The sequence below is a fragment of the Nosocomiicoccus massiliensis genome, from assembly GCF_000438455.1.
GTDB classification, from domain to species: Bacteria; Bacillota; Bacilli; order Staphylococcales; family Salinicoccaceae; genus Nosocomiicoccus; species Nosocomiicoccus massiliensis.
The window spans coordinates 1-16691 of record NZ_CAVG010000141.1 but is presented as its reverse complement, the minus strand read 5'-3'; the positions used below and the strand labels follow the sequence as shown (position 1 = coordinate 16691).

The 16691-nt window shown below is 36.6% G+C and carries 15 protein-coding genes; 13 read left to right on the top strand and 2 right to left on the bottom strand.

Translation table 11 applies throughout. The annotated features are described in order from the left end of the window. Positions 1-56: 56 nt before the first annotated feature. From TJ68_RS06870 to TJ68_RS06835, 8 genes are all read left to right on the top strand, one after another. On the top strand, positions 57-1508 hold the full coding sequence (locus tag TJ68_RS06870; protein WP_148449688.1) for a carboxypeptidase-like regulatory domain-containing protein: 1452 nt from the start codon (positions 57-59) through the stop codon (positions 1506-1508). Between the two features lie 340 nt (positions 1509-1848). Continuing rightward, complete coding sequence (locus tag TJ68_RS06865) at positions 1849-2850, top strand: TAXI family TRAP transporter solute-binding subunit (protein ID WP_040929426.1); 1002 nt, start codon at positions 1849-1851, stop codon at positions 2848-2850. A gap of 5 nt (positions 2851-2855) precedes the next feature. Next, positions 2856-4802, top strand: coding sequence for a TRAP transporter permease (locus TJ68_RS06860; protein ID WP_040929425.1), 1947 nt, complete (start codon positions 2856-2858; stop codon positions 4800-4802). A gap of 4 nt (positions 4803-4806) precedes the next feature. Next, a complete protein-coding gene (locus tag TJ68_RS06855) occupies positions 4807-5493 on the top strand; it encodes a FadR/GntR family transcriptional regulator (RefSeq protein ID WP_040929424.1) in 687 nt (228 codons plus the stop codon). A 4-nt stretch (positions 5494-5497) separates the two neighbouring features. Then, on the top strand, positions 5498-6904 hold the full coding sequence (locus TJ68_RS06850) for an FAD-binding oxidoreductase (protein ID WP_040929428.1): 1407 nt from the start codon (positions 5498-5500) through the stop codon (positions 6902-6904). Continuing rightward, positions 6897-8162, top strand: coding sequence for a (Fe-S)-binding protein (locus tag TJ68_RS06845; RefSeq protein WP_040929423.1), 1266 nt, complete (start codon positions 6897-6899; stop codon positions 8160-8162). Before TJ68_RS06850 ends, TJ68_RS06845 begins: the two co-directional genes overlap by 8 nt. Next, the gene (gene lhgO / locus TJ68_RS06840) at positions 8163-9365 is read left to right on the top strand and encodes an L-2-hydroxyglutarate oxidase (RefSeq protein ID WP_040929422.1); all 1203 of its coding nucleotides are present in this window, start codon (positions 8163-8165) and stop codon (positions 9363-9365) included. 91 nt (positions 9366-9456) lie between these two features. After that, on the top strand, positions 9457-10227 hold the full coding sequence (locus TJ68_RS06835) for a VOC family protein (protein WP_040929421.1): 771 nt from the start codon (positions 9457-9459) through the stop codon (positions 10225-10227). 331 nt (positions 10228-10558) lie between these two features. Here TJ68_RS06835 and TJ68_RS06830 read toward each other — a convergent pair whose 3' ends face one another. Together TJ68_RS06830 and TJ68_RS06825 are read right to left on the bottom strand one after the other, a co-directional pair. After that, a complete protein-coding gene (locus TJ68_RS06830) occupies positions 10559-11095 on the bottom strand; it encodes a hypothetical protein (protein WP_040929420.1) in 537 nt (178 codons plus the stop codon). A 374-nt stretch (positions 11096-11469) separates the two neighbouring features. After that, positions 11470-12486: an NAD(P)/FAD-dependent oxidoreductase gene (locus TJ68_RS06825; protein WP_040929419.1), complete on the bottom strand. Its 1017-nt coding sequence runs from the start codon at positions 12484-12486 to the stop codon at positions 11470-11472. A gap of 91 nt (positions 12487-12577) precedes the next feature. Here TJ68_RS06825 and TJ68_RS06820 point away from each other — a divergent pair, with 91 nt between their 5' ends. From TJ68_RS06820 to TJ68_RS06800, 5 genes are all read left to right on the top strand, one after another. Continuing rightward, positions 12578-13498 carry an ABC transporter substrate-binding protein gene (locus tag TJ68_RS06820; protein WP_040929418.1) on the top strand — a complete coding sequence of 307 codons (921 nt, stop codon included), beginning with the start codon at positions 12578-12580 and terminating at the stop codon, positions 13496-13498. Between the two features lie 19 nt (positions 13499-13517). Continuing rightward, on the top strand, positions 13518-14327 hold the full coding sequence (locus tag TJ68_RS06815; protein WP_040929417.1) for an ABC transporter ATP-binding protein: 810 nt from the start codon (positions 13518-13520) through the stop codon (positions 14325-14327). Next, complete coding sequence (locus TJ68_RS06810; protein ID WP_040929416.1) at positions 14320-15291, top strand: FecCD family ABC transporter permease; 972 nt, start codon at positions 14320-14322, stop codon at positions 15289-15291. Before TJ68_RS06815 ends, TJ68_RS06810 begins: the two co-directional genes overlap by 8 nt. Then, a complete protein-coding gene (locus TJ68_RS06805) occupies positions 15284-16279 on the top strand; it encodes a FecCD family ABC transporter permease (protein ID WP_040929415.1) in 996 nt (331 codons plus the stop codon). Before TJ68_RS06810 ends, TJ68_RS06805 begins: the two co-directional genes overlap by 8 nt. A gap of 210 nt (positions 16280-16489) precedes the next feature. Then, the gene (locus TJ68_RS06800) at positions 16490-16690 is read left to right on the top strand and encodes a cold-shock protein (RefSeq protein WP_040929414.1); all 201 of its coding nucleotides are present in this window, start codon (positions 16490-16492) and stop codon (positions 16688-16690) included. Position 16691: the final 1 nt, after the last annotated feature.

Below are 16691 nucleotides of genomic sequence, written 5' to 3'. Positions count from 1 at the left end.
AGTGAAATTAGTAACTTAAGATTAATGAATTATTGAGTTTAGTGGGGGACATATTGGTGCGAAGTTGGGAAAGTCTAATGCATATATATGGAAACGTAACATTAAATACTAATGCTGATTATGCAGCTTACTACAGATTTTATGAAATACATGATGGTGCTAATTTTACCGTAAACGCAGAGAATAACGGTCTTCATTCAAGAAATAACTCTAAAGGAAGTTTTGAATTAAATGGTATACGATTAGGAAACGATGCAGTTGCCATTATTACTGCGTCTGGATCAGCATTATACTCTGGTGGTGATTATCAAAAATATGTAGAAGCTGGTTCGAATAGTACATTACAATTAACTTCACATAATAAGAATGCAGTTGAATTTATTGATTCAAAAGATTTTTTTATAACTGCTCATCAAGATGGAGAAATCATTTTAAAGAGTGCGGATAGTCCATTTAAATCAGCTGGAGTTGGGACTGTAACTATTGATGATTATGGGAAGTTAATTATGGAGAAGACTGGACAAAATAATGCGCCAGTTTTTGATACTAGAAATAGCATTACAATTAATATTTACTATCCAAACTCGGTAGATTTTATCAATCATAATGGTCCGATATTTTACTCTAATAATGCTAATAAGGACTTTAATATTAAGCACAGTAGTATAGAGGGCTATAGAAATAACATAGATAAACCCGACTATAAAACACCAGCACTTAACGGAGATTTCTCGATGAGAGGAAATATAACAAATGCCAGTTCTTCAATTACAAAAGTTGTCCCTGATTTTAATGAATCATTCAAGTCATCAAACATGAGAATGAGATTTTCAGGAAGTATTGAAGCACCACTTAAAGTAAACGAACCTGTGAATGATGAAAGTACAGAAATTACAGGTGATGGCCATCCAAATAGTAAAATTAAAATGCTTAATACACGAACGAAAAAAGTTTATGAGACGACAAGTGATAGTAATGGTAAATTTACGTTTAAAAATATACCTATTGGAGACCTTCAAGCTGATGATAAGTTAGTGTTCTCAACGATTGTCGATAAGTATGAAGTTAAAGGTGCAGAAATAATTGTTCAAGGAACAATTATTGAATTGTTACCAGTAAAAAATCTATTATTTGAAAATACGATCATAGATAATACTGAAGAAAAGATTATTCATAGAACTGAACCTACACAGGAAGTTAATGTTCATAGTACAAAAAAAGGTGGGTTCTCCGTGAATGTGTATAGTAAGTCTCCACTTACACATACAAATGGAAAAGATCAATTAGAAAATTCTCTATACTTTGTTAGGAATGGAGAGTTTAATCTAATCGAAGGTGAAAATAATCGTCAAATTATTGGTAATAAAGAAAATGCTGAAAAATCAGGAGACAATTATAAATTTACCTTTGGTAAAGATGAAGGCATTCTGATTCGAACGAATCCAGTTAAAGCAACGATTGGTGAATATAAAGCGACACTAGTCTGGACTTTAACAGATGGACCTTAAAGTATAGATTAAGAAGGAAAGGTATTAAAATGGTTATAAACTAAATAAACGATAAACGATATATTTAACGTTTGAAATAAAGAGGCATTCGGAGAATAATGTTAGGATTTATAGATTATTCTTTAAATAACAAGATAGCCTCCTAACACGTAGAAAGAAGTGTAGCAAGATCCTTGGACGCGGGTTCGACTCCCGCCGTCTCCAAATATTACCTACAGCTCGTAAGAGTTGTAGGTTTTTTTGTGTTCAAAAACTGAGCATTTATTGCATAATCATGAAATTTATTTTATAATACTAACAAGTCAGACAAGTTAAAGCGTTTACATTAAGGAGGAGAATTATGAATAAGAGATTTACTTTTATTGCGGTTATAGCGTCTCTACTACTCATATTAAGTGGATGTAACTTTAAGAAAAAAGAAATTTACAACATAGCGACAGCATCAACGGGTGGTACGTATTATCCGATTGGTGTCGGTATGGGACAACTTTGGACAGAACATTACCGCGATCAAAATATTAAATTTAACGGTCAATCTTCAGCAGGATCTGTTGAGAATATAGACTTACTTAAAAATGGTGAAGCAGATTTAGCTATTTTACAAAACTTAATTTCTACGCAAGCGACTGAAGGGACAGGGATTTATGAGGATAATGCTTATGAAGACTTACGTTCAATCGGTATGATTTGGCCAAACGTAGAACATTTTGTGCTAATGAATAGTAAAGTTGAAACCGGTAACATCTCTGACATCGAAGGAAATTCATTCTCTGTTGGACCGCAAGCGAGTGGTACTGAACAGTCTACGATTACGATGATGCAAGGTATCGGTCTTACAAAAGATAATATTAGACCTGAATACTTAGGATATGATGAAACAGTTTCAGCAATGCGTGATGGTCGACTTGACGGAGGTTCTTTACCAGCAGGGACACCTGTTTCTGCAGTGACTGACATGTTTGCGAGTAACGTAAAAGCGTCTATTTTAGAAGTAACAGACGAACAATTAGAAGAAATTAACAACGTAGTAAGTGCATGGTATTTATATACGATTGAAGCAGGAACGTATCCAAAACAAGATAAGGATATTCAAACGATTGCACAACCAAATATTTTAGTTACAACAACACATATGGATGAAGAACTCGTGTATAACCTTACGAAGATTTTATTTGAGAACAGAGAATTTATGATTGGTGTTCATAACTCTGCGAGAGAGATGAGTATCGAAACTGCATTAGACGGTTTATCAACACCGCTTCACGCAGGGGCCTACAAATATTTTAAAGAGCAAGGTATTGAAATCGACGAAAAACTAATACCAGAAGAAGCGAAGGAGTGATATAAATGAGTAAAGATTTAAACATTCAAACAGATCAAACTGAATTGACTCCAGAAGAGGAGAGAATGGAGCGTTTAAAAGGAACACCGTCTATTATCGCATCTATTGTTGCGGTAATTATTTCACTTTTCGTGTTAGTCGCTTCGAGCTTTTTAAACATTCAAGAGTTTTATAGAAACACGATTTTTATAATGCTCATTACGATCCTTGCATTTTTCCTATATCCGAATAACAAGAAAGATAAAACTGCAAAATTCGGGGTAGTCGATGTATTTTGGATTATACTCACAATTGCATCTTTTGGTTACATACTTTTTGCATATACGGATTTACACGTCAACCGTATGTCACAGGCACATACGATGGACTACGTGTTCGCGATACTTTGTATCGTTGTATTATTTGAAATTACAAGACGTGCAATCGGTTGGTTTATACCGATACTCAGTATATTTGCAATGGTTTACGCTGTATACGGAGTGTATTTCCCGATTGACTTTGCACACTCTGGATTTAGTTTAAAACGACTGTTATTTAGAATATACATGACGTCTTCAGGTATTTTCGGTAACACGTTATCGATTGCGTCAACGTACATTGTACTATTCGTAATATTTGGAGCGTTCTTAAGTGCGAGTGGAGCGAGTAGATTATTTAACGACCTTGCGCTTGCGATTGCGGGTCAGCGTCGTGGGGGTCCTGCACAAGTTGCTGTATTAACGAGTGCATTAACAGGAACATTAAACGGTAGTGCGGTTGCGAACGTTGCAACGACAGGTGCGTTTACAATTCCACTGATGAAAAGTATCGGTTTAAAACCAAGGTTTGCCGGTGGGGTTGAAGCGGCTGCATCTACTGGAGGAATGATCATGCCTCCGATTATGGGTGCCGCGGCATTCATCATGGCTGGATTTTTAGGAGTGCCTTATACTGTCATCGTTATTGCAGGTATAATTCCAGCATTACTTTACTATATCGCGCTAATTTTTGCAGTGGATACTGAAGCAAAGAAACAAGGGTTAAAAGGGATTAGTAAAGATAATATTCCTGATGTAAAAGCAGTGTTAATCGAACGTGGTGCATTACTCTTACCGATCATCGTCGTGTTTGCAGTGTTATTAATGGGACGAACAGCGATATTTGCAGGGTTTGCGGGTATCATTGCTTCAATTATCGTGTCATACTTAACGAAAGATAAATCAAATAGAATTACATTGCCAAGATTATTTGTCGCATTACGTGAAGGGGCAATTGGATCTATTCAAGTTGCGATTGCGTGTGCGGTTGTAGGTATCATTATCGCAGTTGTTTCAATGACAGGTGTCGGTTCGATGCTCGCTTATAACGTGATTGATCTTGCTGGAGGAAACCTTTTCTTAATCCTCGTCATGGTTATGATTACATGTATTGTATTAAGTTTTGGATTACCTTCTACAGCGTTATATATCGTCGTTGCAGTAACAGCTGCACCGGCATTAGTTCAAGCAGGTGTATCACCACTTGCAGCACACTTCTTTGTGTTCTACTTTGGAGCGATGTCAAACGTCACACCACCAGTAGCTCTTGCTGCATATACAGGAGCGGGCATTGCGAACGCCGATCCAGTAGAGACATCTTGGACAGCGTTACGACTGGCATTACCAGGGTTTATTATCCCGTTCATTATCGCGTATGATCCGATTATATTATTAGACGCGGGAGATGAAGGGCTGAACTACGTCAGACTCGTATTCGTACTTCTAACTGCTTTCGTCGGAATTTATGCGCTAGCAATAGGTCTAGGTGGATTCTTAAAAACAAGATTAAACATCGTAGAGAAAGTATTGTTTGTTGTAACTGCGTTATTACTCATTACAACTCATTCGCTAACTGATGTAGTCGGAATTGTATTATTCGCTCTTCTAGTAGCGTTCCATATTATAAAAAGTAAAAGAACAGCAGGAGTTGCGTAGGTGAATGACTCAAGTAGACAAAGTGTATAATAACTTATTAGAACATATTGAAACAGGAGCTTATCAATTAAATGATAAGCTTCCTTCTCAATATGCACTCAGTAAACAATATGATGTAAGTCGAGCGACGATTCGTGAAGCATTAACACGACTCGAGTCTTTGAATTATATCGTTACTCATCAAGGGCAAGGAAGCTTTGTAATTAATACGAGTGTTGCGCCTTTACTTAGTAAACATGCATATGAGGAATTCGATGAAAGACAGCTCTATGATTTATTAGAAATTAGAACGATCATTGAAGTTGAAGCAGCAGCGTTAAGTGCGAGAAGACGAACGACAGATGATCTAAAAAACATTAAAGATGCATTAAATCATTTCGAAAATATTACGATTAATGACGAGGATGTAGGTGTTGAAGCGGATTATAGATTCCACGAAGCGATTATTATATCGACTAAAAACGAATATTTAATTCAAACGTTTCGAAATTTTAAAGAGATTCATGTTAAAGCACTGACATATTCTTTAAAAATGAACTTAAATCGTCCAAGAAAACGTCAAAGCGTTTATAACGAACACCGAGATATTTACAATGCGATATTCAATCAAGACGAAGAGAGAGCAAGTGCATATATGAAACAACACCTAGAGACGATGCGGTTAAAACTAGGTGATCCGAGAGTTGAGTGATGATATGAATGATTCAATAATTAAAGAGCTAAAAAATATATTTAAGTCGCGACTACTATTAGAAGTAGATGACCGAGTGTCCTATAGCTATGATGCTTCTTTTGGTCAGTATATGCCAGATGCAGTTGTTCAAGTGTTATCGACAGAAGAAGTCGTTAAAGTTGTAAACATTGCAAAAGAGCATAACATTCCGCTATACCCTAGAGGTGCAAGTTCAAGTTTATCTGGAGGGCCACTTCCTGTCCATAAAGGAATCGTGTTAGATTTTTCTCAATGGGATGACACACTTGAAATTTACCCTGAGGACTTAATTGTAAAAGTAAGTCCAGGCGTCATCACAGATAGAATACACGAACTCGCAAATCAACATAACTTAATGTATGCACCTGATCCTTCATCCTCTAGAATTTGTACAATTGGTGGAAATTTAGCGGAAAACGCTGGCGGTCCACGCGGTGTAAAATACGGAGTGACAAAAGACCATGTGTTAGGATTAGAAATAGTCACTGCAAATGGCGACGTTGTAAAAACAGGTGGTAACACAGTTAAAAACGTAACGGGATATGATTTGACAAAGCTAATCATAGGGTCCGAAGGTACGTTAGGAATTATTACTGAAGCAACATTACGGCTAATACCTAAACCAGAAGATACACTAACAGCAATGGTAATTTTTGAAGACATTGTAGTCGCTGGAGAGTCGATTTCAAAAATTTTATCATCTGGTATTCATCCGTCAAAAATGGAGATTCTAGACAAGAACTCGATTAACAGAGTCGAAGACTTTAGACAATTAGGACTCCCAAGAGACGCAGATGCAATACTATTAATCGAAGTTGATGGTAACAAAAAAGTATTACACGATGAACTTAACGAAGTGAAAAAAGTACTCGCATCATTAAACGTGACAAATGTTAAAATCGCACAGACGAAAGATGAAGAAAAAGAGTTATGGGAAGTACGAAAACTCGTCTCTCCTGCAATTGTAAAAAGTGGGTACACAAAACTCTCTGAAGATGCAACCGTACCGCTGAGTAAAATTCCAGATATGTTCAATAAAGTGAATGAGTTAAAAGAGAAATATAATTTAAACTTAGTTATATTTGGTCATGCAGGGGATGGGAACTTACACCCGAATTTAATTATTAATATGCGTGACGATGATGAAGTAAAACGTGCAGAAAAAGCGATTGATGAGTTATTTAAATTCACGATATCCATCGGTGGTACGCTATCTGGTGAACATGGTATCGGTACGATGAAGCGCGCGTATATGAAAGAAGAGTTAAAAGAAGCGGGACTTAATTTCCAAAAGCTAATAAAACAAGCACTCGATCCACAGAATATTCTAAATCCAGGGAAGATATTCCCGGAAAAAGACGAACAAAGGATTGTGTTAAAGAATGAGTGAACAGTTATTACAAAAACTTGATTACGATAAGACGTTTGACTGTGTTCAATGTGGATATTGTCTACCAGCGTGCCCGACGTACTTAGCATTTGGAAAAGAAAAACACTCACCAAGAGGACGCATTAACTTAGTTAAAATGACCGCCGAAGGGAAAATAGGCATCGAAGATATGCGAGATAGTATTGAACTTTGTCTTGGATGTCGTGCGTGTGAAACGGTATGTCCGACTAAAGTCCAGTACGGTGATATTTTAATGTCAGCAGTCGAAGTACTCAATATCAATAAAAAGAAAACAATCGTTGAAAGAGTCGTTAGAAAAACTGCATTCGATTATGTTTTGAGGTCAAAACGTATGATTAAACTCGTGAATAGAGCGACTTTCTTATATGACAAGACAAAAGTAAAACGACTCGCATCTACAGTTACAAACAATAACTTTTTAAAGAAATATCATCTTCTAAATCAAGCACTACCTGAAGCAGAACTAATGAAAAAACGAGATTTATATAATGCTAATGAAACACGCCTTAAAGTTGCATATTTTGAAGGGTGTATCATGGAGTCATTCTTTTCTAAAATTAATACACTCGCGATGGAAATACTCAAAGCTCATGGAGTTGAACTCGTGAAAGTGAAACAGACGTGTTGTGGTGCTCTACAGCACCATGCGGGTGAAGTGGATATCACGATTCAACTTGCAAAAGAAAATATTCAACAATTTAACGATGTTGAATGTGACTTTATCGTGAACTCAATTGGTGGATGTGGAGCGACATTAAAAGAATATGACAAATTATTTGAAGGTGATAGCGAGTGGGAGACACCTGCAAAACAATTTAATGAGAAAGTCCGAGACATTTCTGAATTGTTTGAGATAATCGATTTAAATTTAATCTACCCAATAGAAAAGAATGCAGTGTATCAACCATCTTGTCATTTAGAAAACGTCCAAAAGGTCTTTAATAGTCCACTTGAAATTATTCGCCAAATACCGAGCTTAAATTATATCGATATGCCAGGAAAATCGCTATGCTGTGGTTCAGCAGGGATTTATAACGTTTTAAATTTTGATGCATCGATGCAAATACTCGATATGAAGATGAAAAACGTTAAAACAGTGAAACCAAATTTAATTATTACGTCTAATCCAGGCTGTCATATGCAGATGGTAATCGGTGTAGAAAAAGAAGGTTTATCAGATAAAATAGAAGTAAAACATCTCGTTGAAGTTGTAGCAGAATCATGTGGAGTGATATAAATGAAAATTGATATATTAATCGTTGGAGCAGGAATCGTCGGTATGAGTACAGCGTATCATTTATCTGAAAAGTATCCAGAGAAAAACATCGTTGTCCTTGAAAAAGAAAAAGAAGTCGCGAAACACCAAACAGGTCATAATAGTGGTGTCATCCATTCAGGAATTTACTATACACCGGGATCTTTTAAAGCGAAGTTCGCAAGAAATGGTTCAAATAGCATGTATGAATTTTGTGATACGCACAATATTAAGTACGATAGATGCGGAAAAGTCATCGTGGCAACGGATGAGTCAGAACTTGAACGTATGAACAATTTATATCAAAGAGGATTAGAAAACGAGCTAGATATTAAATTGTTAACAAAAGAAGAAGTTCAAGAAATTGAGCCACACGTCAATACAGTTGGAGGCATTCATGTACGAAATACAGGAATTGTAGATTATACAGATGTCACAAATAAACTTAAAGAACTGTTTATTAAGAACGGTGGAAAAGTCTTATTTGATGCGGGTGTGCGAAAAGTGTTTAAAGATGATAAAGGGCTCTTCATCTACACAAAAAATCAAATGTTTAAAACGAAGTTTCTCATTAACTGTGCAGGACTATATAGCGACCACATCGCTAAATTAAGTGGTATTGATACGGATATAAAGATTATACCGTTTAGAGGAGAATATTTTGTCGTTAATCCTGAAAATGAGCATCTAGTCAATACACTTATTTACCCAGTACCAAATCCAGAGTTACCATTTTTAGGTGTACATTTTACGAATATGATTCATGGTGGGGTAGATGTTGGACCGAATGCAGTGCTCGGATTAAAAAAAGAAGCATACGGTAAAATCGGTTTCGATTTAAAAGAAACAACTGAAATATTAACGTTTAGTGGTCTTTATAAAATGGGTGTAAAAAACATAAAAGAAGGATTTAAAGAATATTATCGATCATTTAATAAACGTGCATTTGTAAAAAATGCACAAAAACTCATACCAGAAATTACCGGTGACATGCTGACTCCAATGGAAGCGGGCGTTCGCGCACAAGCAATGAAAAGCGATGGTACGTTAATCGATGACTTTTACTTTGAATCGAATGACTATAGTCTTCACGTACTCAATGCACCGAGTCCAGCAGCAACATGTGCGATCGAGATAGGAAAAGAAATTACAAATAGATACGCACACGTTTCAAACTTAATTTAATCTGAGATTTTTGTTTTGAGCAAATCGTTAATAGAACGATGTTGGATGATGGTAGAATACGGGAATCATATTAAGAAGGATAGGTATTAAAATGAACTTCCATAAGGATAATGCTCAGGTAACAAATATCACATTAAACATTCGAGATTTAAGTAAAATGAAAGATTTTTATATAAATATTTTAGGCATGAAATTAATTGAAGAAAGTGAATCGGGTTTCGTTGCTGGTTTTGAAGGTGGCACGCACACATTCACTTTTGAAGTTTTAGAAAACGGTAGAGTAGCAGCTCAAAGTGAAGCTGGATTATTCCATATCGCAATTTTACTTCCAACTCGAAGTGATCTCGGTCGTTTTATTAAATACATGTTTGGTAGACAGATTCCTCTATCGGGTGGAAATCACTTAGTGAGTGAAGCGACGTATCTTGTTGATCCTGAAGGAAACGGTATTGAAGTATATGTGGATAGAGATCCAGATACATGGTCTTGGTCCAATGGACAAGTGGTAATGGATACTCTAGCTTTAGATTTTGATGGTATTATTGAATCAAGTCGTAATACAGAGTGGTCAGGTATGCCAGAAGGTACAATTATTGGGCACTTGCACTTGAAAGGTGGCGTGATGATTGATCCAGAATTCTATGGTAACTACGGATTTGAAATCGCGACTAAAGTCATGAGCGCATATTTCTTAGGCTCAAATAAATATCACCACCACATTGCAGTGAACAATTGGCATAGTAACAAAGCAAGAATCGATGCAATGAACACATACGGCTTAAAATCATTTAACATTTCAGTTCCAGACGCTACGAGCGAAACAGTAGAAACACCAGAAGGTATTAAAATGGTCGTAAACTAAATAAACAATAAAGCGGCATTCTTAGAATAATCTTAGGATTTATAGATTATTCTTTAAATAACAAGATAGTCCCTGTTTAGTAAGATATACTAGAAGTCTTCCGCCTGCAGACTTCTAGAAGAACTATATCAGACCAGCATGAATTGTGGAACGTTCTCTTCCGGCATTCATGCGAAACTTTAATTGAGAACTACACACGTAGAAAGAAGTGTAGCAAGATCCTTGGACACGGGTTCAACTCCGCCGTCTCCATATAAAATTCATCCAAACAGTCGTTGGATGTTTGTGTTTCTTTATGAAACTAAAAAGAAGTAGCAACTTGTTAAAGTTGCTACTTCTTTTTCTTTGGCCATATAAAATACGAGAGTGTTATGATTAGGTCTATTGCAATTACAATCGTCCAAACATTGGTTACGCCATCTAACGCTTGTGTCTGCTCATTATTGTGTACGAGTATTTTTATCAGGTAAAGTAATCCAATCCCTATTGCATACGCAAAAATGTGTTTGAGAAAAGACTTTGCATATTTTTTTGCGAAGTCATATCCATATACTTGCCCTGGCTTTTCTCCTTGCTTCATTACATAATATCTAAAACGATCATCAAACCAGCGGATCATATCTCTTCCAAACACAAGTGACACGGCAATATACACTGCTGCTATCGCATGTGGATATCCTGCTGTTGCTCCGTTCATCAAGTCAAGCGTAGTCACTGTTAAAAGCACCAGGTCAATCACTGGTGTCATAGCTAAAAATAAAAATCCTAATTTTTCTTTTCTAAAAATATATCTAAAAACCAACCCGATGGCAATAACGACCCAAAAGGCGATTTCACAAAATACAATTAGCCAAGCAATGTAACTCATAGACTCCAACTCCTAATTAGGTTAATTGAATTATACCAAATGGAAATAAGTGAAAACAATAGTTATATACTTACTCATGTATGAAGTAAATTATTTTTCTTGTGTTTTAGTCAAAATAGTATATAACTCATATCACTACTCATAAAATACCAAAATCGCAAAAAGGTAATAAAGGTGAAGGGAATGAGCAAATATTATCCATACGCTGCGAGCGAAACAGTAGAAACACCAGAAGGTATTAAAATGGTCGTAAACTAAATAAACGATATGTTTATCGTTTGAAATATTAAAATACCCCCTATCAAGAATGTAAAAAGTAGCTTGAGGGGGTATTTTTGTTCAAAAATTAAAATGATTTATATTTCTTATTTATATTATTCTAAACTTTGTCTTACTTCTTTATTTAATTCATCAAATTTTTCATTGTGACTAGATACGATAGCTCCGTCCAGCTCTTCTTTATCGATATAATGCTTCGCGAAATTCACTGCTTCACTTGCTTCCGGATATCCTGTCGCGATTAGATGTACGCGGTTGTCGTAGTGGACTTGGTCACCGATTGCATATAGTCCATCCACACCTGTTTTTACTCTTTCCTCAGTTAAAATTTGGTTGTATTCGTTCATTTTTATGTCACCTTTTAATGATTCTAATAAGGCGCTATCTGATTTGTACCCGTGATTTACAAATACGATATCGGCATCAATTTCTTCACCACCTGATAAAACTACGCGTTCTATCATAGTGCCATCTTTGTTCGAACGGAGTTCCTCAATCGTACGTTGCTTAATGATATTGACATCTTTCTTTTCTAACTCTTTAATTGTCGCTTCGTATCCTTTGAGTTCATCTTTTCTACATACAAGTGTGACATCTGCGATACCATCTGCAAGATGTGTGGCCCAGTCGAGCGCGGAATTTCCACCACCCGAGATTAACACATGCTTATCTTTATAGTGTTTCGTTTCTTCTATATAGTAGTGTAGATTCTCATACTCAAAGTCTTCTGCATCTGGTAAATTAAGCTTTACCGGACTAAAAACACCGACTCCAGTCGCTAAAATTACCGTATTTGCGTAGTGTGTGTCTTTTGTTGTTTCAACTTTAAACACGTCACGTTCTTTCTTTATACGCATCACGGATTCATTCAAATGAACGGTTGGATTAAATGTGAGTCCTTGCTTCACCATGGATTCGCGAATATTTGCAGCAGTATTTGCTTCGACTCCGCCGATATCCCACACAATCTTATCTAAATAGAACTTCAGCTTTCCTCCAAGTCGGTCCTGATGTTCTATAATTGTTACGTCTAATCCTCGTAGCCCAGCATAAAATGCAGCGAATAGTCCCGATGGACCCCCACCAACAATCAGACAATCCGTATTGTTCATATTTTTGCCTCATTTCTATTGTACATTTTTCATTGCTCATATTATAATCTAATTGAGAATGATTATCAATTAGATAAGAAGGAGAAACATAATGAAGCGTATTTTATTTTTATTCAGTTTAATTTTTGTCGTGGTACTTGCGGCATGTTCTGGTGGGGACAACACAGATGAAGCAGCGAAGGATAAAACACCTGAAACTGTAAAATATACCACTGACGATGGAGAGGAAATTGATATTCCGAAAGATCCAAAGCGTATTGTTGTGATGGGTGTTGGTTATTTCGGTAATTTAAAACAACTTGACGCAAATATTGTTGGTGTACACTATTTAGTTCAAGATTCAGAAGTTCTGAGTAAAGAAGTTGGAGATATTGAATTAATCGAAGAAGGAAATATTGAACAAGTCTTAAAATTAGACCCTGATTTAATTATCACTTATAACACAGATGAGAATATTAATGAGTTAAAAGAAGTAGCCCCTACAATTGGGTTTGATTATGCAAAGTGGAATTATTTAGATGTTCATAAAGAACTTGGCAAGATTGTCGGTAAAGAAGACCAAGCAAACAAGTGGGTCGAAGATTTCGAAGCAAAACTTGCTGAAAATAAAAAGACAGTACAAGACAAACTTGGCACAGACACAAGTGTTTCTGTTGCAGAAGCTTTTTCTAAAGATATTTATATCTATGGTACAAACTGGGGTCGTGGAACAGAGATTCTTTACCAAGGGTTAGAAATGAAAGTGCCTGAAACAATAGAGAAAGATGTTGTAGAAACGGGTTGGAAAAAGATTTCAGCTGAAGAAGTTGCGAAGTATTCTGGAGATTTTATCTTTTTAGGTGATGGAGATCCAACAACAAACAAAGCAATCGAATCGACAAGTGTATGGAAAAACTTAGACGCAGTTAAAAATGACCGTGTGGTTGAGTTTGATTCAAGTACATTTTGGTTCAACGACCCACTGTCACTAGAATATCAACTTGAATTTATTGTAGATCAATTAACGAAATAAGCATTTGGAAGTGATTTTTGTGAGCAAAGTAGAACTAAAAAATATCGTATACGAAGTAGGAAATACGAGAATCCTAAAAGATATCAACATGGAAATCTTGGGTGGACAGGTGACGACAATTATCGGTCCAAACGGTTGCGGTAAATCTACGTTGCTTAAGTCTATCGTAAAACTTTTACCATATAAAGGTGAAGTGTATATCGACGACATCAAAATCCGCGATTTAAAATCGAAGCAGATGGCGAAAATGGTCGGGATTTTATCTCAAAAAAATAGATTACAGTATGATGTACGCGTAATCGACCTGTTAACTTACAGTCGCTACGCACACTTAAAACGTTTTGAAGGATTAAAACAAAGAGACATTGACATGATTGACTGGGCATTAAAAGAAACGGGCGCAATAGATTTTAAAAATCGAATGATGAGCGAACTGTCGGGAGGTCAACAACAGCGTGTATGGATTAGTTTCCTACTCGCACAAGGAACAAACACACTGTTACTTGATGAGCCGACGACATACCTAGACATTCACCATCAGCTTGAAACACTGAACATCGTGCATGAGTTAAACCGTAAGACGGGCCAGACCGTAGTCATGGTATTACATGATTTAAACCAAGCGATTCGCTATTCAGATCAAATCATTGTCATGCAAAAAGGTGAAATCGTGACATACGGTAAGCCAGAGGACGTGCTCACGAACAACGTATTAAATAATGTATTTAACATTGATGGTCGAATCGAATTTGATGGGGTAACCGGCAGACCGTATCTCGCTGCTTATGACTTATTTTGTAACACAATAAAGGATGTTCACAATGAATAGAACATATATTTTAGCGAGTGCTCTTTTAATCGGGGTGCTCGCCTCATTCTTTTTAGCCATGATGATTGGAGTCGAACATTATTCCTTTCAGACCGTTTTAAACAGCTTAATGCATAGAGGTGCCGATGATACAGTGACGCAAACACTGATGGAGATTCGCTTACCACGTGTTTTAGTCGCGTTTCTCGTTGGCATGATGATTAGTGTTGCAGGGTTAATCATGCAAACGGTGACGCGTAATGATTTAAGTGAGCCGAGTATTTTAGGTGTTAATGCAGGAGCTAACCTTATGATTGTGCTCGTTGTTGTGCTTGTTCCGACAATTACGTTTGTTGGAATTGTCATCAGTGGGTTTATCGGTGGCGCGTTAGTGGGTTTATTTATATTAATGATGACACGTTATAATTCACCGGTGAAACTCGTTTTAGCAGGTGCGGGGATTTCTTTACTACTACTCGCGTTAACAAACTTTATTGTCATCACAAATGGGCTCGGACAGTTCGCGATGTTTTTCACGTCTGGTGGGGCAGCGGGTCAGACATTGTCGAATGTTTTAATGGTGACGCCAGTTGCGATTGTTTTAATCCTCATATTGATTTTGATGTCACGAGAATTAGATGTTCTACTATTATCCGATGACGTTGCGCATTCTATTGGACAGAATCAGCGCATCTATAAATTCGTAAGTTTGTTTATTGCGATTATGCTTGCAGCGATTTCAGTCGCACTTGTTGGAAATATTATTTTCTTAGGAATGCTTGTACCACATATTGTTAAGATGATTGTTGGGCACTTGCATAAAAAAGCACTCATTTTTACAGCAATTTTAGGTGGCGTATTCTTCGTTTTAGCAGATATGTTTGCAAGAATGTTTAGCGAAATGCCAGTGAATGCTGTTATCGCAATGATTGGCCTCCCGTTCTTTATATACATCATTAGAAGAAGGGGGCATACGTATGCGTAACAGTGTAAAGATTTTAATATTAGTCGCACTTATTGTCGTGACAATTGTGTTCACTTTAACCACAGGAACGTTTAAAATGTCGCTCAGTGATATCTGGGATTTAGCAACGGGTCAAGCGTCTAGCAAAATAGAGCTCGTGTTTTATAAATTTAGAATGCCAAGACTCATCATCACGCTCATCTGTGGGGCAGCGCTTGCGTTATCTGGACTTATCTTGCAAGTTGTTTCAAAAAACCCATTATCAGACCCAGGGATTATAGGTGTGAACGCAGGTAGTGGATTTGGAGTGGTATTATTTATTGCCCTCGTTGCTGGAAATAGTGGTGTGAACCATTTATACACACTACCACTAATGAGTTTCATCGGTGGATTACTTACAGTGCTACTCGTTTTCGCGTTATCGTTTGTTGGCGGTAAATTCTCAAGCAACACATTTATTCTAATTGGAATTGCAACGGCACTCGGTGTCACTGGGTTTGTGTATGTATTTACGTCGATGTTTGATAACACACAAATGGACATGTTAAACCGATTCTTTGCGGGGAATATTTGGGGAGACTCATGGGAATTTGTTATTGTGACGATTCCATATATTGTAATTATCATGATAATTACGCTGTTTAGAGTACGTGAGATGTCGATGATGTCACTTGATGACGATATGCTCACAACACTAGGTATGCATGTCACACGTGAGAAGATTATTTTAATTGTTTTAGCAGCACTACTATCGAGTATCAGTGTGAGTGTTGCGGGGTCGATTTCATTCATTGGACTCATTGCACCACACATTGCACGCATGATGTTTAAAATTGATATGAAAATTATATTTGTGGGAACGTTATTAATCGGTGCGTTTCTTTTAAGTTTTGCTGATTTTGTCGGTAAGACGATCGCTGAACCACTCATCATTCCAGTTGGAATTGTCGTGTCACTCATTGGAGGACCATACTTCTTGTACTTATTATTCAGAGGGAAAACAATATAAAGAGTAAGGAAGAGATGATTTCACAAGTAAGAACATCTCTCCATACAAACTTTCGATTTCTGAATATACTTCTTTACATTCGTACAGATGTTCTGTATAGTTAGGATATGGTAATAATTATTCAAATGAGATGTAGTGTTATTTAATAGATTCACTCGTAGAAGTTTGAATGTTTTACACATATTATTTTTATTACGGGGGTATTCTATTATGAATAACGGTACAGTTAAATGGTTTAACGCAGAAAAAGGTTTTGGATTCATCGAGAGAGAAGACGGAGACGACGTATTCGTACACTTCTCAGGTATTGTTGGTGAAGGTTACAAAACTTTAGAAGAAGGACAAAACGTTGAGTTCGAAATCGTTGAAGGCGACCGCGGACCACAAGCAACAAATGTTGTTGTTCAATAAT